21 protein-coding genes and 1 tRNA gene are annotated in these 17708 nt (G+C 52.2%); 12 read left to right on the top strand and 10 right to left on the bottom strand.

The features are described from left to right. Positions 1-56: 56 nt before the first annotated feature. The 4 genes from SIB80_RS11515 to gpmI form a co-directional block, all read right to left on the bottom strand. Positions 57-557: a hypothetical protein gene (locus SIB80_RS11515; protein WP_063419538.1), complete on the bottom strand. Its 501-nt coding sequence runs from the start codon at positions 555-557 to the stop codon at positions 57-59. A 100-nt stretch (positions 558-657) separates the two neighbouring features. Beyond that, complete coding sequence (locus tag SIB80_RS11510; RefSeq protein ID WP_063419537.1) at positions 658-948, bottom strand: hypothetical protein; 291 nt, start codon at positions 946-948, stop codon at positions 658-660. Between the two features lie 736 nt (positions 949-1684). After that, on the bottom strand, positions 1685-1915 hold the full coding sequence (secG, locus tag SIB80_RS11505) for a preprotein translocase subunit SecG (protein ID WP_011825182.1): 231 nt from the start codon (positions 1913-1915) through the stop codon (positions 1685-1687). A 57-nt stretch (positions 1916-1972) separates the two neighbouring features. After that, positions 1973-3595, bottom strand: coding sequence for a 2,3-bisphosphoglycerate-independent phosphoglycerate mutase (gene gpmI, locus SIB80_RS11500; protein WP_063419536.1), 1623 nt, complete (start codon positions 3593-3595; stop codon positions 1973-1975). Positions 3596-3758: 163 nt separating this feature from the next. On the opposite strand from gpmI, the gene pyrR reads away from it, so the two are divergent. Next, entirely contained in the window at positions 3759-4310 is a 552-nt protein-coding gene (gene pyrR, locus SIB80_RS11495; protein WP_011825184.1) for a bifunctional pyr operon transcriptional regulator/uracil phosphoribosyltransferase PyrR, read from the top strand. Positions 4311-4440: 130 nt separating this feature from the next. Here the strand turns inward: pyrR and SIB80_RS11490 are convergent, their stop codons facing one another. Then, the gene (locus SIB80_RS11490; protein ID WP_011825185.1) at positions 4441-6066 is read right to left on the bottom strand and encodes an Hsp70 family protein; all 1626 of its coding nucleotides are present in this window, start codon (positions 6064-6066) and stop codon (positions 4441-4443) included. A 40-nt stretch (positions 6067-6106) separates the two neighbouring features. On the opposite strand from SIB80_RS11490, the gene SIB80_RS11485 reads away from it, so the two are divergent. From SIB80_RS11485 to SIB80_RS11470, 4 genes are all read left to right on the top strand, one after another. Then, positions 6107-6391 carry a hypothetical protein gene (locus SIB80_RS11485; RefSeq protein WP_063396306.1) on the top strand — a complete coding sequence of 95 codons (285 nt, stop codon included), beginning with the start codon at positions 6107-6109 and terminating at the stop codon, positions 6389-6391. 48 nt (positions 6392-6439) lie between these two features. Next, complete coding sequence (locus SIB80_RS11480; protein ID WP_011130810.1) at positions 6440-6667, top strand: DNA-directed RNA polymerase subunit omega; 228 nt, start codon at positions 6440-6442, stop codon at positions 6665-6667. Between the two features lie 4 nt (positions 6668-6671). Continuing rightward, the gene (locus tag SIB80_RS11475) at positions 6672-7049 is read left to right on the top strand and encodes a DUF1818 family protein (protein WP_063419596.1); all 378 of its coding nucleotides are present in this window, start codon (positions 6672-6674) and stop codon (positions 7047-7049) included. A 364-nt stretch (positions 7050-7413) separates the two neighbouring features. After that, positions 7414-7680 carry a DUF2811 domain-containing protein gene (locus tag SIB80_RS11470; protein WP_063406576.1) on the top strand — a complete coding sequence of 89 codons (267 nt, stop codon included), beginning with the start codon at positions 7414-7416 and terminating at the stop codon, positions 7678-7680. 152 nt (positions 7681-7832) lie between these two features. Here SIB80_RS11470 and SIB80_RS11465 read toward each other — a convergent pair whose 3' ends face one another. Next, the gene (locus SIB80_RS11465) at positions 7833-8309 is read right to left on the bottom strand and encodes an EVE domain-containing protein (protein ID WP_063419535.1); all 477 of its coding nucleotides are present in this window, start codon (positions 8307-8309) and stop codon (positions 7833-7835) included. Positions 8310-8465: 156 nt separating this feature from the next. Between SIB80_RS11465 and SIB80_RS11460 the strand changes: the two genes are divergently transcribed. The 4 genes from SIB80_RS11460 (at position 8466) to SIB80_RS11445 (ending at position 11511) form a co-directional block, all read left to right on the top strand. Continuing rightward, positions 8466-9101: a 2OG-Fe(II) oxygenase gene (locus SIB80_RS11460; protein ID WP_063419534.1), complete on the top strand. Its 636-nt coding sequence runs from the start codon at positions 8466-8468 to the stop codon at positions 9099-9101. 93 nt (positions 9102-9194) lie between these two features. Then, positions 9195-10088 carry an AEC family transporter gene (locus tag SIB80_RS11455; protein WP_236066006.1) on the top strand — a complete coding sequence of 298 codons (894 nt, stop codon included), beginning with the start codon at positions 9195-9197 and terminating at the stop codon, positions 10086-10088. 447 nt (positions 10089-10535) lie between these two features. Beyond that, entirely contained in the window at positions 10536-10808 is a 273-nt protein-coding gene (locus SIB80_RS11450) for a DUF4090 family protein (RefSeq protein WP_063419532.1), read from the top strand. Between the two features lie 214 nt (positions 10809-11022). Continuing rightward, entirely contained in the window at positions 11023-11511 is a 489-nt protein-coding gene (locus SIB80_RS11445; RefSeq protein ID WP_063419595.1) for a hypothetical protein, read from the top strand. Positions 11512-11664: 153 nt separating this feature from the next. On the opposite strand, the gene murD is transcribed toward SIB80_RS11445, so the two are convergent. The 4 genes from murD to SIB80_RS11425 form a co-directional block, all read right to left on the bottom strand. Continuing rightward, positions 11665-13047, bottom strand: coding sequence for a UDP-N-acetylmuramoyl-L-alanine--D-glutamate ligase (gene murD, locus SIB80_RS11440; protein WP_063419531.1), 1383 nt, complete (start codon positions 13045-13047; stop codon positions 11665-11667). Between the two features lie 27 nt (positions 13048-13074). After that, positions 13075-13146 (bottom strand) — tRNA-Val (locus tag SIB80_RS11435). A 78-nt stretch (positions 13147-13224) separates the two neighbouring features. Next, entirely contained in the window at positions 13225-14016 is a 792-nt protein-coding gene (locus tag SIB80_RS11430) for a photosystem II S4 domain protein (RefSeq protein ID WP_063419530.1), read from the bottom strand. Continuing rightward, entirely contained in the window at positions 14013-14579 is a 567-nt protein-coding gene (locus SIB80_RS11425) for a hypothetical protein (RefSeq protein WP_063419529.1), read from the bottom strand. Before SIB80_RS11425 ends, SIB80_RS11430 begins: the two co-directional genes overlap by 4 nt. Before the next feature lie 103 nt (positions 14580-14682). On the opposite strand from SIB80_RS11425, the gene serA reads away from it, so the two are divergent. The 3 genes from serA to SIB80_RS11410 all read left to right on the top strand — a co-directional run bounded on the left by serA (position 14683) and on the right by SIB80_RS11410 (position 17652). Further along, complete coding sequence (gene serA / locus SIB80_RS11420; protein ID WP_063419528.1) at positions 14683-16269, top strand: phosphoglycerate dehydrogenase; 1587 nt, start codon at positions 14683-14685, stop codon at positions 16267-16269. A 14-nt stretch (positions 16270-16283) separates the two neighbouring features. Continuing rightward, entirely contained in the window at positions 16284-17189 is a 906-nt protein-coding gene (prmA, locus tag SIB80_RS11415; protein ID WP_063419527.1) for a 50S ribosomal protein L11 methyltransferase, read from the top strand. A 163-nt stretch (positions 17190-17352) separates the two neighbouring features. Beyond that, positions 17353-17652, top strand: a complete 300-nt coding sequence (locus tag SIB80_RS11410) for a ferredoxin (protein WP_011130797.1) — start codon at positions 17353-17355, stop codon at positions 17650-17652. The last annotated feature ends 56 nt before the right edge of the window (positions 17653-17708 follow it).

The following is a 17708-nucleotide window of genomic DNA, read 5'->3' as shown; positions in this document are numbered from 1 at the left end:
TGTCTTGATGCTTGCATTGCAAGATCAATTTGAAGCTGAACTTACTTTGGGAATTTTTATGACATCGCTTTTCTTAATGCATAGACAGCGGCACCAGTGCGTTCGTAAATGTGCACTTTTGTGCGCTTCATCTCGATGCCATATGGATTAGTGAAGATCGCAAATAGTATGCGCGCAAATCTAAATAAATTCTTCTTTGTTGATGTTTTGCTTGCGTCTTCCTGTTTGACCAGTAACAGTATCTCTTCGGTAATAATTTTGTTGTCGCTAAATGCTTTTAGCATCTTTTCTTTCTCTGAACTGTTGATCGTATCGAGGATGATCCTTAGGCCTCTGATTGAGTCTCGGTCGCCTCTTGTAATCTCCCTGGTAATACTTTGATAGAGATTCTCCCATTTGTATGGCTCTTCTTTGAATAGATATGATGCCGGACTACTTGAGCTTGCCTTTGACAATCTCGCCTTTTCGTCTTCTTCATTTTGTTGTGATTTCCAGTAATCATATAAAGGAGAAGCCTTTTTTATGATTGTTGCAAGTTCTTTTCCTTTGGGAGGCATTTGATTTTCAGGGCAAATGATTTTTTATGGAGCACTGATTTGTTGGCAAGAATGCAACTGAATGGGCTGGCAGCCTCTCGCTGAGCTGCAGACTGGCTAATTATTTGACGCTTTGATGGTCAATACCTGTTTCTTTCTCATAGGCAATGACCAGGTCGACCAATTCTTTCTTGAGTAATCCTTTTAGCTTATCATTTGACTCCTTGGCGGGAACTATTTGATTTCCATTCGTTTGTGTGTCTTTGGTTACCCCAGCATTAAGCAGAGAGACAAGCCTTTTAAATGAGTCAAAAACAATAAAAGTAATCCTGATAAGAAGTAAGATGATTGTATCGGTTGTGATCTTTTCTTCTGGCGCCTTTGACGTCTTCTCCTCTGGTGCCTTTGCCATTTTGGGTTTCCGATAAATGTCTTGTCGATAAGAAATCAGTAGAGCAAGTCGCCATCGCCTACACTTTGATTATAGCTTGAATCCCATTTGGAGCATAGTGTTTAGCCTCTTGATTTTAGCAAAGGAGCTTTGACTTGTTTTTGGGCGCAAGACACTTTGCCGCTTGACTTCTCATCCCTTCGTTTTGTTGTTGTATTCATTGCAAGCCGCAGAAGCAGATTGTAATTCTTCGACTATGCATCAGAGATTCTCTCTTTATTGTCTTTGCCGCTTATCATATGCAACATAGCTTGATGTGTTATTTGAGCCATTTGTGCTTACTTAAGCATCACTAAAATTGCTTTTTGGGCTCAGTGATGATATTCCTATTGTGCTCAAGATGATCTTTGCTTTCCTGCGGCTGCTTTAGGCCTGCGCATGTTGCTGATCGATGGCAATTGCCTGTTTTAAATAATAACTTAAGGCAGGCAATCTTTTGAATAAGCTATGGCTCTGTTAACTCGCAGTGAGTGTGGAGAGGCATGCTTCCCTTCCTGCTGCAATGCTCAACTTTCTTTTTGCTTTGAGGTGTATTCCCATAGTGGCCTTGCTTCTGAGTTATGCAGAAGGCGTTGAGTTGCAGCTTGGTATGTAAAAAATGGTGATGAATTCGATATCGATTGGAAAGGTTCATCACATTTTTGTTCAATCCTTTTAGCAATGATCCTGCTTGCCTACGGAGGAATCAAAGCTCAGCTCAAGTGAGCCAGCCAGCGCTAAGGATCACTGCAAGAGTCAAGAATATGGCTAGGCATGTCCAGGTGATCCTGTCCAAGGTTGCCTCGGCACTGCTGGTGCTTGTGAAACTGGAGCTGCCGCTAGCGGATATCCCTCCCATGCCACCACCCTTGGGGCTATGCAACAGGACCAACAGCATCAAGAGAACGCCAGAAGCGACCCAGACCCAGGAGAGAACAGAGGTAATCATGGCCTCAGTCTAGGGATGTGTTGATCATGCTCTGACCTCAGCTCGCGATCGTTCGCCTCAAACGGGTTGAGGGAGTCTTGCAGAGGGTGTTGGTGACTCAATGGCTTGAATCAACGTGAAGCCTGACATGGCATCGGGCTTAGGTAAATCCAGCAGTTGCAGCAGCGTGGGTGCGATGTCAGCCAGGCCACCGCCTGCACGCAGCTGGATGTCATTGCCGTAGCCAGACAGCTTGCGTTTCTCTCCTTCTACCAAGATCACAGGCACGGGGTTCGTGGTGTGAGCCGTCCAAGCCTGACCATCTGAACCTTGCATCAGTTCGGCATTGCCATGGTCTGCCGTGATCAACAGAGTGCCGCCCATTCGTCCGGTCGAATCCAGCAATCGGCCGATGCAGCGGTCCACGGTGCTGATGGCTTCTTGAGCGGCTCCCATCACACCGGTGTGCCCGACCATATCTGGATTGGCGTAGTTGATGATGACCAGTGAATACACGCCACTCTCAATCGCGTTCACACAACTCTCGGTCAGCGTGTCCGCAGCCATCGCTGGAGCCAGGTCGTAGGTGGCCACGCGGGGGGATGGCACAAGATGACGCTCCTCGCCTGCTAGTGGCTGTTCGATTCCACCATTCATGAAATATGTGACGTGGGGATACTTCTCTGTTTCGGCGGTGCGGTATTGGCGTAGGCCGTGTTCAGAGACCACCTGACCGAGCAGATCGTCGAGTGATTCGGCTGGGAAGGCAACTGCTACAGGGAGATCGTGTTCGTACTGGGTGAAGGTAACGACATCGAGGCTGGGCTGATTGGCTCGAGGGAAACCATCGAAGTCTGGAAGAGTGAGGGCTTGCACCAATTGCCTGGCGCGGTCAGGACGGAAGTTGAACATCACGAGGCCATCCCCGTCTTTGAAGTAGTTATTGCTAAGACGTGTGGGTTCTAGGAATTCGTCGGTGGTGCCGTTGGCATAACTTGCGCTGAGAACGTCTCCGGCAGTGACTCTGCTGATCGATTGATTTGGGTCGGTGAGTACCTCATAGGCCCTGATCGTGCGCTCCCAGCGGTGGTCACGGTCCATGGCCCAATAGCGGCCGCAGAGGCTGGCCAACTCACCGACTCCACTGGCGTTGATGGCGTCTTCGATTTGGTGTAGGTAGTTGCTCGCGCTTTGAGTCGGGGTGTCTCGTCCATCGGTGATGAGATGCAATGCCACTTTGTTGAGCCCAGCGGCGGCAGCCCAGTGCAAAAGACCGCAGAGATGGTTTATGTGGCTATGGACACCGCCATCGGAGCAGAGTCCCAACAGGTGAAGTGTGCCGTCAGACTTGCGCAACCGTTCGGCTAAGGCAATCAGGGCAGGAGTTTGCCCCAGCCTTCCGGCTTGTACGGTTTCACTAATGCGAACGAGTTCCTGACGGATCACCCGGCCAGCACCGATGGTGAGATGACCGACCTCAGAGTTGCCCATCTGGTTGTCTGGCAGCCCGACAGCGGCACCACTGGCTTCGATCAGGGTGTGGGGGTAGGCATGCCATAGGGCATCCATGATTGGAGTCTCAGCACTACGGATGGAGTTGTGCTCAAGTTCCTCACGATGTCCCCAGCCATCAAGGATCGCCAGCACTACAGGTGCAACCCGGCCGAAATGCCTTGAATTTCCGGAACTGCTGGTGGACATGTTCACACTCGGCTATTGCTTATTAAGGACTTCTCCGGATTGAAGTTACTTCCTCCTTTGGTCTTGGTCTGCATTTGTGCTGACTTCCGTCAGCTTTTACGCATTGATTGTTGTTGGAGGCAGGAGAAGATCGGCATAAACTCACGTCTTAATCGTCACGACCATGATCGACAAAGGTAGTGATGAACGGGTTGAGATCCTCTCTGAGCAGGAGCTCGGTCGCACCCTTTCGCGCCTTGCTTCTCAAGTACTTGAGTCTGTTTCTGATAGTCGGGAGCTTTTGTTCCTGGGAATTCCTACGCGAGGGGTGCATCTGTCTCGTGTCTTGGCCAAAGAGTTGGAACCCATTGCTGGCCATAGCATTGATCAGGGAAGTTTGGACCCCACCTTTCATCGTGATGATCTGGGTCGAGTCGGTACTCGGATGGTGCAACCCACCGATCTCCCCAACAGCGTTGAGGGGCGAGAGGTTGTGTTGGTGGATGATGTGATTTTTACCGGCCGCACAGTGCGCGCTGCCCTTGAAGCTCTTCAGGCCTGGGGCAGGCCTCAGCGGGTGATGTTGTTGGTGATGGTGGATCGCGGGCACCGGGAAGTGCCGATTCAACCAGATTTCTGTGGTCGCAAAGTGCCGACTCGTCGCACGGAAAGCATCGAATTGCGCCTCTCTGATGTGGATGGAGAAGAGGGGGTTTACTTGCGCCAGTTGCCTTGATGAGGACTACACGCTGAGCTGGTGAACTTTGTCTTCATGCATCGGCGCTGTTCGTCTTGATGACAGAGGTCAGTTCAGCCCATGGTCGTCTTGCCTTTGGATTGTGTTGAGGTTGGTGTGGATCAATCAGTTACTGCACGGTGCCAAGCTTTTGCTTGTCTAGCCGCTCACCACTGCGTAGATCTAGCCCCTCCATCTGCAGCTGGGCATCGTCGTCGATGGAGAATTGCAACCTCAGGCAGTCTTGCCCCGGCTGACCGGGTGGTTGTAGTGCAAGCGAAGCTGTAGGGCAGGTTCCTGGCCAGGGATGCAGTTTGCGCTCTGCTGGTTTTGATTGCAGGGTTGGCATTCCATCGATGTAGATGACCTCATGGCTCTCGTTGATGTCTGGTTCAGCAAGCACCACCTCCAGCTCCAGTTGATCGATCCGGCTGGCGGCCAGCACAAGCTCAAGGGGGGCGGTTGTTGGCCAGGGTTGACCGGCGAGGAACAGCGGATGCCAATGATGTTGTCCACCGCGCTGATCCCAGCAGCGCAGAGAGACTCCGCGGTGCAGTACATCCTGAACTTTGACCCCCGGTGTGAGTTGCAGGGCTCCAACAGCAACGGCCTCTATGGGGGGAGGCGTGAGGAGTGGGGCTGGTTGCGTTTGCTGCTGCAACCAACTGCGAACGAGGGGGATTTGTGCACCGCCGCCGACGGCTACGACCCCCTGTAGGTCTTTGAGTTCGCAACCATTGCCACGCCCCCTTGCCAGGGTTTCATTGAGCAGGCTGGCCAGGCTGTTAAGAAAGCCTCTGGCGATGAGCAGCTCTTCCAGCTCCCTGCGGCAGAGACGTAGAGGCAGGACTTCATTGCCTTCTGAATCGGCGGCAATCTCCAGCTGGGTGGCCTCGGCGCGAAGATCCACCTGGCTAAGGCGGCATTTGAGCCTCTCTGCAGCATTGAGGAGTGTTTCTGAGAGCGGAACGTCGGGATAAAGATGATTGGCAATCCAATGATCGAGGTCCCGTCCACCCAGCTTCAGTCCAGCCTTTCCAAGCACGCGTGCGCAGCGCAGGGCTTGTTTGCTGCTGTCCTGGAGATCTTGGCCAGCAAATCGAAGTAATTGGGCGATTGGAGCCGCCCGTCCTTCACCACCCTCGAGGGCCACGAGGGAGAGATCAATGGTGCTGCCACCTATGTCCATCACCAACAGCTTGGAGCCTGGGGGTAGGCCGGCACCCATGGCAGCGGCGGTGGGTTCATCAACCAGAGCGATCTCTTCGACCGGCAGTGTTGTGCAGACCTGATTCAGCCAGGTTCTGTAGGCGCGATAGCTCTCCACTGGCGCAGTGAGCACAAGACGTCGCACCTCGATATGGGGAGGGAGTCGGCGCCAGATCTGCTGCAGCAAGATTTCTCCGGCCTGTTCTGGCGAGAGGCAAGAGCCATCGCTTTTGGTTGGATGAGGTGCACCGATCCAGCGCTTGAAGTCTCTGCTCAAGCTTGGGTGACCCTGCCCCACCAGGCCTGCTTCGTCCACTTGCTGCCCCACTAGAGGGTTGGGGTCATTGCTTTGGCCGGCCCAGATCAAACTGGGGACTTCTCCAGGGCGACGGCTGATTGGTGGGAGATCGAGGAGTTGAGGGCTGGCAGCACGTTCAGCTTGGAAGGCCACAACCGTGGTGGTGTTCCCAAGGTCAATGGCAAGGGTGCCAACTTGTTGGAAAACCTGAAGCTTTTCTTCGCCCTCTGGGGGCATGTCCATGGCCATGGCCAGGTTGTAGTCATCACAAGGTTAAGAGACAATGACCATGGATCGGTTGCAGCGCCTGGTGCTCTCTTTTTATCGAGAGGACCCTTGCATTGAGGCTGAGCTCGAACCGTTGCTCGATTGCCGCATGACCCGTAGTTGGGGGAGCATCCGGATTGAGTGTGTGGATGAAGAGCACTTGGAGGAAGTCAGCGCTTTGCTGACCCATCTGAGGCTTCCCTTGGCGGCCTTGGGACTTGGCCGACAGATTGTTTTGCGGGTGCCGGGTTCTTTACAACGGACCTATCCCATGCATGTGCCCTTTCACAGTGATCTATTGGCCTAATGCTGAGCAGCGCTCGCCTACAGTGACCTTGAGAGATAAGAAGTTTCTGTGATCACATCGGGAGTGGAACCCAAAGACCTTGCCAAGCGTGGGGAGAGTCTCATCCGTCAGTCGAGCAACCGCTACCTCACTACGGTTCGAATTGCGTTTCGGGCGAAGCAGCGCCGTTTTGATGATTTTGATGGCCTTTTGGAGGAATCGAGTGTGAAGCCGGTTCAGCGAGCCATCGTTGAACTAAGCGACGAGCAGGACCAACCGGATCTGCTGCCTGGCTGAGGTGATGATTCAACAGGAGGGCCCTGGCTGGCGACTTGCCAGGGACCCTGCTAGGACATCCTTCCCGGTGCTGATTGGAGGGGAAGGCTGGGCTATCGAGCTCACTCAAGATGAGTGGCAGTGTTTGCAGTCTCTGGTTGTTGAACTCACTGATCAACATCAGCAGCTTGTTGATCAGCTGCTGGCAGAGGAATCTGTCTGTCTGGAGATGGAACGTCAGCCGTGGTGGGCTTGTCTGGATGGGGATCGTCACAGCTGGAGCCTGCAGGTGATTTTGCAGGGCGATGGCGAGAAGGCTCGTGGCGCTGAAGGATGTTGGTCGGTACCTGCTGCGCAAGCGATGGCCACTGCGATGAGAACCACCTGGGACTTTGATCAATGATTAGAGAGGCTGATCGATAGCGGGATCATTGATCTTTCCCCGAGCTTGCACAAGGTAATTCACAGTTTTTCCACAGCCTGCAGGTTTGAATCGCCCTCTCGGCTCAAGCATGTGGAAAAAGGTCTGCTTAGGTGCTTGCCCCCTTGACGTGGATCGTTCTTGCTTCCCATCGAGACTGCATGCTGACAGCCTTGCAGTGGAAGGCTGTCAGAGCGTTGTTCTCGCCATGAGATTGATTGAGATGAGGTCTTTGGGTAGGTCTTGACGGGAGTGGTTCAGATGTGGAGAACTGGTGTCGTGTTCTGGAGTCAAGATGCACTTGAGGGATGTCCAAGAGATCGCAGAAGAAACTGTGAGACAACCGATGGTGCAAGCTCAGAAGGTGCAATCCCAGGAGGTTGTAGAGGATGCCAGGCTGGATGGCGTGGTCAGCTTCCAGGCCGAACTGCCTCTGCCTCTGCAAGAGGCTATGGCAGGCTTTATCGAGACATGTCCCAATTGGGATCAGTATCGGTTGATCAAAGCAGCTTTGGCTGGCTTCCTTGTGCAGAACGGGGTGGATTCAAGAGAGATCACCCGTCTTTACGTGGCCAACATGTTTCGCAGCGATTCTCTGATGCAGGGATTTTGAATGCTGCTGCTGGCTTATTCGTTAGTGGCGGGAGGGTGCGCCTTACTTGGCTGAAGCGTCGTTAGCTGGCTTGTGGTTCGAGCAACAGACATGTTCCTGGCATCTGGTCTGACGACAAGAGCAGCCCTTCTGTGATTGGTTTTGAGGAAGGCTTAGTGGAGTGGTCCAAGCCATTGCAGCAGATCATTGGCAGTGCTTTTGGGAATTGGCAAGATTGAGAGGCGATTGCCCTTGCGAAGCACTGGTAGTTGCTCAGCGCTGTATTTGTCCCGCAGACTTTCTAGACTTAGGAGTTCGCTAAAGCGTCCGAGATAATGCAGTCGAACGCAATCCCAGCGCGGCTTGTCTGGTGATGACTTTGGGTCGTAGTACTTGGCTTTTGGATCAAATTGTGTGGGGTCCACCAGGCCGGTTTCAATGACCTCCATGAGCCCTACGATTCCAGGAGGCTTGCAGTTTGAGTGATAAAAGAATGCTTTGTCTCCTATGAGCATCGAACGCATAAAATTGCGTGCTTGGTAGTTGCGAATCCCATCCCAGAGGGTGTTGCCTTCTTTTTGGAGGTGGTTGATGCCGTAGGCATCGGGCTCGCTTTTCATCAACCAGTAGTTAGGGTCTTGTTTTGTCATAGGATCTAAAAAAAAGTGGTGGTTTGGATAAGGTTTTGCTAGCCCCCTTCCTAGGGGTCTTATTCGTTATGAACCTTTCTAGCTAATCGAGCTATAGAGGCATTCCTTTGAAAAGGTAATTAACTTGATGCCAATCCCTATTGAAAATCTGTGTCTTTGGATCTGATTGCTTGCTATCGCAACACTGGTTTCGAGGCTGTTGCTGATGGGGTGATGTCATTCTTTGATCGGCGCCTTGATCTTCAACATAGTGGAGTCGCATTCGGCAATAACTCATCTTCATCCGAGGCAGAACCAGCCAAAGTGTCAACCGATATCAGCCTTGTTGCAATTGATCGCTCAGATCCAGAGGCATTTGCTCTTGCAGATGTGATTGTTCGAGGTGTTACTGCTGCTCTCGATCAATATCTTAAGGATCGTCCGTTATTTAGAGACTGCTCTCCAGAACAGTCTCTGTTTGTTATTCCGATTTTTAATATCCAACGTTATGGTCCTGGGGAAGGTTTCAAACGCTGGCATTGTGATTGGACTATCAGCGATGAGGCAACTGAGCCTGTTCATAGAATGCTTGCTTGGATCCTTTATTGCAATGATCTTGATTCGGCTGGTACTGAGTTTTATTGGCAGCAACATCATGAATCTGCAGAGCGAGGAAAGCTAGTCATTTTCCCTGCAGGCCCATCTCATATTCATCGTGGCCAAGTGAATCATAAAAGCACTAAAACGATTGCTACAGGCTGGATTAATGCAGGCAGTAGAGACTCTTATCTTTCACGTTTGGCAGACTCTTGAAACTTTTGTTCAAAAGCAAATTCTCAGCCCAAGATTCATAAATTTTTATACTGAGTTCGTTAAATGTTGATTCTGAGACTCTTTAGTGAATTGTTGCCTTTGCTGGCACTCGGCTATTTGATTGGTCGCTTTAAAGCAGAACTTGCATCTCAAATAGCGCCACCTCTTATCAACTTTGGTATACCAGTAAGCCTGATGGGTCTTCTGCTCAAGAGTGGGATGGATTGGCGCCTTTTTGAGGCCCTTGCGATGTCATTGCTTACGATTGGATTGCTGATAGTTGTCATTAGAACTTTCCCAAAAATCAGAACTATTATTGGTAAGCGAAGTTTGCTGTTGGGTAGTGTCTTTGGGAATTCAGGCCATTTAGGGATTCCTGTTTCATTGGCTCTTTTGCCAAGTCAAGCACTCAGTTTTAGTATTGGTTATGACCTTGCCTCCACGTTACTTGTATGGAGTTTAGGACCCATACTTTTCGCAAACTCCTCATCCGAATTGAAGGGAAGAGCTGCTTGGACTAATCTTTTAGGTGTTCTGACTAGTAGTCCTGCGACGAAGGGACTGGTTGGGGCATTTTTTGTTCAGTTGACTCCATGGAATGATCAAATCACCTCTGCTCTTTGGGCCCCATCCAGAATTGTGATTGTTCTAGCTCTAATGATTGTTGGGATCCGTTTGGGCTCTTTTGGGTCTGTTAATAATCCAGGAATTAGAAACTTGTTCTCATTAGTTGGACCTAGCTTGCTGATAAAGCTGATGTTTCTTCCTGCCTTAATGTTGACGCTTGCCAAGGTTTTTGGCTTGTCAACTTTGATGTCTAATGCCCTTGTCTTGCAGGCGGCTACACCCACAGCTATATCTGTTTTGTTGTTAGCGGAAGCAAGTGGTAAGGAGCAACACGTTGCGGCTTCTTTAGTGGCTTGGAGTACTTTGATTTCATTGGCGACAATCCCTATTTGCTATTTAGTTCTTCAATCGATTAATTAATTCAAGAATTGAAGTTATTCTCAAAAAAATCATAGAGGCGACTTCTTGTTAATGAATTGCCTGAGTTGGCTAACGATTTTTGACTCCCTAAGTATCTTTACTCTCTTTCAACAGGAAGTTTTCACTGCTTACTCGTTGATGGTCTGTCTTATGTTGGCCATGGTTGAGATTTGAGGAATTGATGTTTGTGCTGCTGCTAAGGTGTATTTGGAAAGCATTTCTCGATGAGCTTTAGAGAATGCTAATTGTGGTAGAAGTGATAAGATCTAGGCCTGCAGACTATCAACAATGAGTTTATATCAAAGATGTTAAGTTTTCTCGGCAATTACAGTGCTTGAGTAGACCGGGGATGAGGCATACCCATCTGGGCTTTTACTTGCTAACTTCTGCGCTCTTGCAAGTTCTAAACGCACTATGATGAGCGCGAGCAGTCTGCAAGTCTTACCGATGGATTTTTCTGGTCCGGGTGCAATTGATCAAGCGATTGAGGCAGGGATAGATCTTGATGGCAGCCCAATTCCTGTGGAGATGCTCAAACTCTACAAGGAAGTCATGGATCAAGAAGGTGCGAGAAAGAGGAGTGGAGTCAAGAAGTCTATGCGTAATCGTATCGTCCGTTCAGGAGCCAAGCATTTCGATCAAGAGATCCTCAATCAACGTCTTATCGCTGCTGGATGGGAAGGCTTGACGTCAAAGGAGATTGCATTTTTCTTTGGCTGATTCAGACTGCATAAGTGCGATATCTTTGATAAACGATTTGTTGATCGTTAACCTTTTGATGGCTACCTCTAGGCCGAGAGTTGTTATCAAATAGACACTTATATTCGTCAATAGGTTTTGATTTGACTATTGCTCTAGACGTTGGTGTGATTAAATTGATTGGCATGAGGGTGATTGTTCTTTGTCTAGCCGCGAAGTCAAGCATGAAAGCAGATTGACAAGTCTTCCTGCTTCACAGGAGCTTTTAAAGCTTGAAGCCTCGGCGAGAAAGCAAGGCAGCGGGATTGAGATTAATTCACTCAATGGACTTTGGAAGTTTGTATCTGTTTGGAAGCAAGGCAAAGAGAAAAAAGACTTCTTCTCTTCTTTGATGCTTCGATTTTTCTCTGCGAGCCTAGAGCTCAGGCAAGAGAATGGGAGTCATGAATGCTTGCCTTTGGTGATTGCTAACTCTGTTGCCATTGGCTTGCTAAAGCTTGAATTCACAGGTCGAGGGGCGCTCAAGGGATCGCAGCCTCTACTGCCTTTCTTTTTTGATCGAATCACAGTTAGTTTTGCTTCAAGGGTTTTATGGAGCCGCTCGCTTGATGTGCCCGAAGAGAAAGAAAGGCCTTTCTTTGCTCTGATCTCAATGGCCCCGAACGAAGACTGGCTGGCGGCTAGAGGCCGTGGGGGCGGCCTTGCGCTTTGGCTCAAGGGCTAAATCAAACAAGCAGCCCATTAAGGTTTAATATTGCCCTGGCTATTATTAATCGATAAACCAGTAGGATTGCCGTTACAAATAGAGCACCAGTCGCATCATTGTCGAAGAGAGGAATGAGCATGAAGTTGAGGCTAGTGATCAGTTGGCCGTAGATTAGGCCCTTAAATGTGGTGCAATTAGGTTGCGGAAATGTTCGCCGCGGGCTTCGAAATCTTGGTATTGATCAAAACTTGCGCAGGCAGGTGAAAGCAACAGGCAAGCGGCTTGTCGCTCTAGGCCCAGTGGAATGGCCAAAGTCACAGCAGCGTTGAGGTTGCTGCAGCAATGCAACTCACCACTGAAGCCAGATGTTTGGATCAGCTCTTGCAGTTCTGAAGCGCCTGCACCAAACAGGATTACAGCGCAGGCGTTCTGATCCAATTGCTTGAGCCATCCAGAAGCATCGCCCTGTTTGGTTTGCCCACCTGCAAGCACAACTGCAGGAGCAGGGACGGCCTTGAGGCCCACACAGGCGGCGTCATAGTTCGTGGCCTTGCTGTCGTTGTAGACGCTCATTTGCTGGATATGCCCAAGCTGTTCGAGTCTGTGAGGCACGCCTGGGAACGAGCGCAGGCTGGCTTCGATGGCCTTTGCTGGCAACCCCGTTTGCCGGGCTGCGGCTGTCACCAGCAGCAGGTTTTGAAGATTGTGTTGTCCAGGCATGGCCAAAGCCGAAGCGGCAAAAAGCGCTCCTTGCGGTTCCCTAACCAGCCCCTCAGCGTCAATCCAAAAGTCGGCGCGATGGTTTGCAGTACCAGGCCCTTCGCTGCTCACCCACAGCCCCTTATCCCAGCTGGATCTTTGGCTGCGAAGATCTGGATCATCGCCATTGAAGATGCGGATCTCTGAGCGCTCCAGTAGGCCACGCTTGATCGTTCGGTAAGCATCAAGGGTGCCGTGGCGTTCGAGGTGGTCGGGGGTGAGGTTGGTCCAAATGCCAATGCGTGGGGCAATCTCAGGGGCGGCTTCGATCTGGTAACTGCTGAGCTCCATGACCAGCCAGTCGGGGCGCTGTGCGTTTGGTTGCCGCCATTTGAGTGCGACTTCAGCCGCGGCATGGCCAACATTGCCGCCCATTGGTGCTCTGAGGCCATTGCTTTCAAGCAAATGATTGAGCAGGTGGGTCACTGTTGTTTTGCCATTCGTGCCGGTAATGGCGATCCATGGCAGATGGCTCAGGCTTCGCCAGGCCACTGCCATCTCTCCATCGATGTCGATGCCGCGTTGACGCAGTGCAGTCAGTGTTGGGTGGTCCCAGGCGATGCCAGGGCTGATGACCACGGCATCAAGTTGATCCAGCCAAGGGATGAAGCTCGTCAGCTCTAGAGGTTTGCCTAGCTCGACAGCAATTCCCTGCAGACGTAGATCAGCTGCCAAGCTTTGGAGATGGGGCTCGATGCTGCGCTCAAGCACTGTGACTTGATGTCCCTCTGCTTGCAGAAGTCGTGCCGCACCTATGCCGGAGCGTCCAAGCCCCACGACCACAGTGCGTGCCATCGATGAGTCCTGTGTTTGTAAGGGGAGTGGGCGATACTGGAATCGAACCAGTGACTCCTACCGTGTCAAGGTAGTGCTCTACCTCTGAGCTAATCGCCCGCGGGGCCCTTCGATCAGAGTGAGTGGTGACCGGTGGCTTTTCAAGCAGCGAAGCTAGCAGCCTGGCGATACGAATCTTCAGTGCCGCAGCATTTCCACCCGCCAGCGCTGACGCTTGGTCATTTCCAGCGCCAGCACCTTGAGCGTGCCTCGACCCTGAAGTTGCAGGCGATCGCCCACTACAAGTTCTCGACTTGTTTGTCGGACTGGTTCCCAGTTCAGGCGCAGATGACCTTGCTTGATTTGATTGACCACTTTGGCCCGCGATAGACCAAAGCCGGCCGAGGCGATTGCATCGATCCTGCAAGAGGCCTCAATACTGTTCAATCGGCGGGTCAGGCGATGAGCTGGTGGCTGCAGTTGAGCTACTGCCACGGCTTCACAGGTGATCTCTACCTCTCGCACCCTGCTGCTGCGGCCGTCGAGATTGACGGCTAACTCAGGAGTGCAAAGGGCTTGTGCACCGCGATCACCGCGAATCCACAGATCTCCAAGTTGTTCTGGTTGAGCGTCGATCGCCTCTAGGGCTTGGCGGAGATCTGTTGGGCTGGGGGCATCAAATAAAAAGTTGCCATGCAGCAGCAGACCATGAATCGGGGCTGCTTGTGAGGGAGTGGGGTGATGGTGATCTTCGCTGCGCCAGCAACACAGCCGCTGGCGTTCAGCGCCAGGGTGACCACCGTCGGCGTGCCAGTGCAGATCAGTGAGGGTGGAAAATCGATGCAGGGCTTCTTCCCGCAAGGGAGCAGAAACAAACGCACTCCAGCTGGGCTGCCAGGTCCGTAGCACTGTGTCTGCCTGGACGAGCAGGGCTTCCATGCCTTGTGGATCCAGGCAACCTTTGAGCAGCTCTTGCCTCGGCAAGATCACAGTTCGCTGAGGCTCGTTAAGGCGAGGGGATTGGCTTCTCGTAGCACTTTCCAGGGCAAATCGATGCCCATTGGGGTCTCTAGCAGCAGCAGCCACTGGCCTTGGTCATGGCGATTGCGCAGGATGCGAACGTCTTCAGCGTTTGGAATTTTGACGCTGATTGCGGCTGCATAACTACCCATCCAACCTGAGACGAGGCCCAGCAGTCCTCCGATGATTGATGCACCCAGGGTGCCGTAACTGGCAAAGGTATCCATATCTGTACTGAGCGTGATGAAGATGCCGAAGATGAAGCCAAACGGCAGCAACCAGACGGCCATCAGTTTTTGACGACGGCTACGGGTCAGCTTGGGGCTCAGCCTCTCGATTGAATCAATGTCCATCGATTGGAGTGGGTTGCCATTTCCCTTGGGCTCTGAGGCCGTTCTCTCAGGTTGTGTTTCTGAGTTGGTTGCCGGCTGAATCAGCTCACAGCGGGTTAGCGGGGTCTCTGCTGCCTTGAGTTGTTCATTCAATTGATCTGCGTGGTCTCTTTCGGCGAGAACAAGAACGCAAATAGCCATACAACACACCTCAATCGTTTGAATTCTGAACCCTGTTTTGTGATCTGCAGGGCTTGGAGCCTGTAGATCTCTACAGTGCCCTGCTGCAGTCTTGCGCCGGTTGATGACGAAAGTTCTGGTTTCAGACCCTATCGACCAAGCGGGAATTGACATCCTCGCTCAGGTTGCACAGGTGGATCAGCGTGTGGGCCTGTCAGAGGATGACCTCAAGGCGATGATCGGCGACTACGACGCGCTGATGATTCGTTCTGGCACGCAGGTCACGGCGGATGTGATCAAAGCCGGTGCACGTTTGCGCATCATTGGTCGGGCGGGTGTTGGCGTCGATAATGTTGATGTGCCGACGGCCACCCAACAGGGTGTTTTGGTGGTGAATTCGCCGGAAGGCAACACTATTGCTGCTGCCGAACAAGCGTTGGCTTTAATGCTTTCGCTCTCTCGGCATGTGCCTCAGGCCCATGCCAGCACGATGGCTGGGGGTTGGGATCGCAAGAAATATGTAGGGAACGAGCTCTATAAGAAAGTTCTTGGCGTGGTTGGGCTCGGCAAGATCGGCTCCCATGTGGCCCGGGTTTGCAATGCCATGGGTATGGAGGTCATCGCTTACGACCCCTTCATCTCTGCGGACCGTGCTCAACAGATGCAGGTGCGACTCTCAAGCTTGGAGAATCTTTTTGAGCAGGCCGACTACATCACCTTGCATCTCCCTCGAACTCCCGATACCGAGAATTTGGTCAATGCGGAATTGCTGGGCAAGATGAAGTCCACAGCAAGGCTCGTGAACTGTGCTCGCGGTGGCATCATCGATGAGTCAGCCCTTGCTGATGCCTTGACGGCTGGAGTGATTAGCGGGGCTGCCTTGGATGTTTATGCCCAGGAGCCATTGGCTACCGATTCGCCGCTGCGCTCTGTGCAGGAGCGCTTGATCCTTACGCCCCATCTCGGTGCCTCAACGACGGAGGCGCAGGAGAACGTGGCTGTGGATGTGGCGGAACAGATCCGAGACGTCCTGCTTGGTCTTCCTGCCCGCAGTGCTGTGAACATCCCTGGCCTCAGTGCAGAGATCATGGAGCGGCTCAAGCCTCATTTGCAATTAGCCGAGACCCTGGGGCTGTTGGTGAGCCAGCTCTCCGGAGGACAGTTGCAGGAGCTTGAAGTTCGTCTTCAGGGGGAGTTCGCTCAGCATCCCTCTCAGCCTCTGGTGATTGCTGCTCTCAAGGGCGTGCTGACCAGTGCCCTTGGCGATCGGATCAATTACGTGAATGCGTCCTTAGAAGCCAAGGGCCGTGGCATTCGTGTCTTGGAGGTCAAGGACGAGACAAGTAAGGATTTTGCCGGAGGGTCCTTGCAACTGACGACTCGTGGTGACCAGGGCGGTCACAGCGTGACGGGTGCGGTGTTTGCCAATGGCGATCTGCGCATCACCACCATTGATGAATTCCCGGTCAACGTGTCGCCTAGTCGACACATGCTGTTGACCAGGCACCGCGATATGCCTGGGATCATCGGTCAGTTGGGCTCCGTGCTTGGTGAACACAACGTCAACATTGCATCGATGCAGGTGGGGCGTCGCATTGTGCGCGGTGATGCGGTGATGGTGCTGAGCATTGATGATCCAATTCCGCCCAGCTTGCTGGTCACCATCCATGCGATCAATGGCATTAAGGAAGCCCATCCGGTCACCCTCTGATCAGGGCTGATGAGATGAACTCTGCTGCTGCTCTTCTCTGGTGGCGTCTTTCTCTGCCTATTGCAGATGAGCTGGAAGAGTCGATCATCTGGAAGCTGACAGATCTGGGTATCTGCCGACTTGCTGTTCAACATGCGCCTGAGAACTCTGAGCGCACCCTGTTGGCATGGTTGCCATCGTCTGAGTGGTCCGAGTCGGACAGAGATCAGCTGATGGTCAACCTGCGTCCTCTGGCAGAACCATTTGGCCTGAAATTAGCCAACCCCACTTGGTGCGAGGTGGCCGATGAAGACTGGAGTTTGAACTGGAAGCAAGATTGGCAACCCGATCCGGTGGGGCAGCGTCTGTTGATCTTGCCGGCTTGGTTGGATCTGCCGCAGGAGTATGCCGATCGGCTTGTTGTGCGAATGGACCCTGGCAGTGCTTTTGGTACTGGTAGCCATCCCAGCACTCGCCTTTGCCTGGAGGCGCTAGAGAGGAACCCCCCGCTGGGCTTGAGGGTGGCAGATCTCGGCTGTGGCAGTGGGGTGTTGGGTTTCGCCGCATTGGGTTTTGGGGCCAGGCAGGTGCTGGCCGCTGATACGGATTCTCAGGCTGTCTGCGCCTCTAGAGCCAATGCAGAGCTCAATCAGCTCGATTTAGATCGTTTCAGGGTTGTGCATGGTTCTGTGGATGCTTTGTCAGCGCAGTTGCAGGGAGAGGTCGTCGACCTACTGCTCTGCAACATCCTTGCTCCTGTGATTGAGGCTTTGGCTTCAAGCTTTGATCAGTTGTTGAGTGCGAATGGTCGATGTTTGCTCAGTGGCTTGCTGGTTGATCAAGCGCCAAGGCTTCAGGTGGTTTTGGAGGCGCTGGGATGGCGGGTGAATAGCCTGACTGAGCAGGGCTGCTGGGGGCTTTTAGATGTTTCTAAGCGGTAATTCTGCGCAAATTTTTATATAAGCCAGGGTTATCAGTACTCGTTCTTTGATTGGCCTTAGCCGGGCAGATTGCACGATCAGACTGTATTTTTGCTGTGAGGGTGTTAGAAGGAGCGATCCAGGGGGGTTTACTTCTGGATTTCTATGCGTTTCCATCCATTCCATGGCTTCCTACAAAGTCACCTTGATCAGCGAGAGCGAGGGCCTGAACAAGACCATTGAGGTTCCCGATGATCAGTACATCCTTGATGCTGCTGAAGAGCAGGGCATCGACCTGCCCTATTCCTGCCGTGCTGGGGCCTGCTCCACATGTGCAGGCAAGCTCACAGGTGGTTCTGTGGATCAGTCCGATCAGAGCTTCCTCGACGACGATCAGCTTGAGGCTGGTTTCGTGTTGACCTGCGTTGCTTATCCAACCTCTGATTGCACCATCAAGACCCATGCTGAGGAAGAGCTCTATTGAGCTCAGGGCAGTTGTCTCTGTTCCCGATCAGTGCTTGCGAATCGGGATCCCATCAG

It is taken from the genome of Prochlorococcus sp. MIT 1327 (genome assembly GCF_047304785.1).
In the GTDB taxonomy this organism is placed as follows: domain Bacteria; phylum Cyanobacteriota; class Cyanobacteriia; order PCC-6307; family Cyanobiaceae; genus Prochlorococcus; species Prochlorococcus marinus_D.
This window is presented reverse-complemented; position numbering and strand designations above follow the sequence as displayed.

Bases quoted from the DNA above. Each gene is read 5' to 3' on its own strand.
- SIB80_RS11410 (WP_011130797.1), top strand. From the start codon at position 17,353: ATGGCTTCCTACAAAGTCACCTTGATCAGCGAGAGCGAGGGCCTGAAC.
- serA (WP_063419528.1), top strand. From the start codon at position 14,683: ATGACGAAAGTTCTGGTTTCAGACCCTATCGACCAAGCGGGAATTGAC.
- prmA (WP_063419527.1), top strand. From the start codon at position 16,284: ATGAACTCTGCTGCTGCTCTTCTCTGGTGGCGTCTTTCTCTGCCTATT.
- SIB80_RS11515 (WP_063419538.1), bottom strand. From the start codon at position 557: ATGCCTCCCAAAGGAAAAGAACTTGCAACAATCATAAAAAAGGCTTCT.
- SIB80_RS11510 (WP_063419537.1), bottom strand. From the start codon at position 948: ATGGCAAAGGCACCAGAGGAGAAGACGTCAAAGGCGCCAGAAGAAAAG.
- SIB80_RS11450 (WP_063419532.1), top strand. From the start codon at position 10,536: ATGGATTTTTCTGGTCCGGGTGCAATTGATCAAGCGATTGAGGCAGGG.
- SIB80_RS11490 (WP_011825185.1), bottom strand. From the start codon at position 6,066: ATGGCCATGGACATGCCCCCAGAGGGCGAAGAAAAGCTTCAGGTTTTC.
- pyrR (WP_011825184.1), top strand. From the start codon at position 3,759: ATGATCGACAAAGGTAGTGATGAACGGGTTGAGATCCTCTCTGAGCAG.
- murD (WP_063419531.1), bottom strand. From the start codon at position 13,047: ATGGCACGCACTGTGGTCGTGGGGCTTGGACGCTCCGGCATAGGTGCG.
- secG (WP_011825182.1), bottom strand. From the start codon at position 1,915: ATGATTACCTCTGTTCTCTCCTGGGTCTGGGTCGCTTCTGGCGTTCTC.
- SIB80_RS11475 (WP_063419596.1), top strand. From the start codon at position 6,672: ATGATTCAACAGGAGGGCCCTGGCTGGCGACTTGCCAGGGACCCTGCT.
- SIB80_RS11425 (WP_063419529.1), bottom strand. From the start codon at position 14,579: ATGGCTATTTGCGTTCTTGTTCTCGCCGAAAGAGACCACGCAGATCAA.
- SIB80_RS11485 (WP_063396306.1), top strand. From the start codon at position 6,107: ATGGATCGGTTGCAGCGCCTGGTGCTCTCTTTTTATCGAGAGGACCCT.
- gpmI (WP_063419536.1), bottom strand. From the start codon at position 3,595: ATGTCCACCAGCAGTTCCGGAAATTCAAGGCATTTCGGCCGGGTTGCA.
- SIB80_RS11470 (WP_063406576.1), top strand. From the start codon at position 7,414: ATGGTGCAAGCTCAGAAGGTGCAATCCCAGGAGGTTGTAGAGGATGCC.
- SIB80_RS11465 (WP_063419535.1), bottom strand. From the start codon at position 8,309: ATGACAAAACAAGACCCTAACTACTGGTTGATGAAAAGCGAGCCCGAT.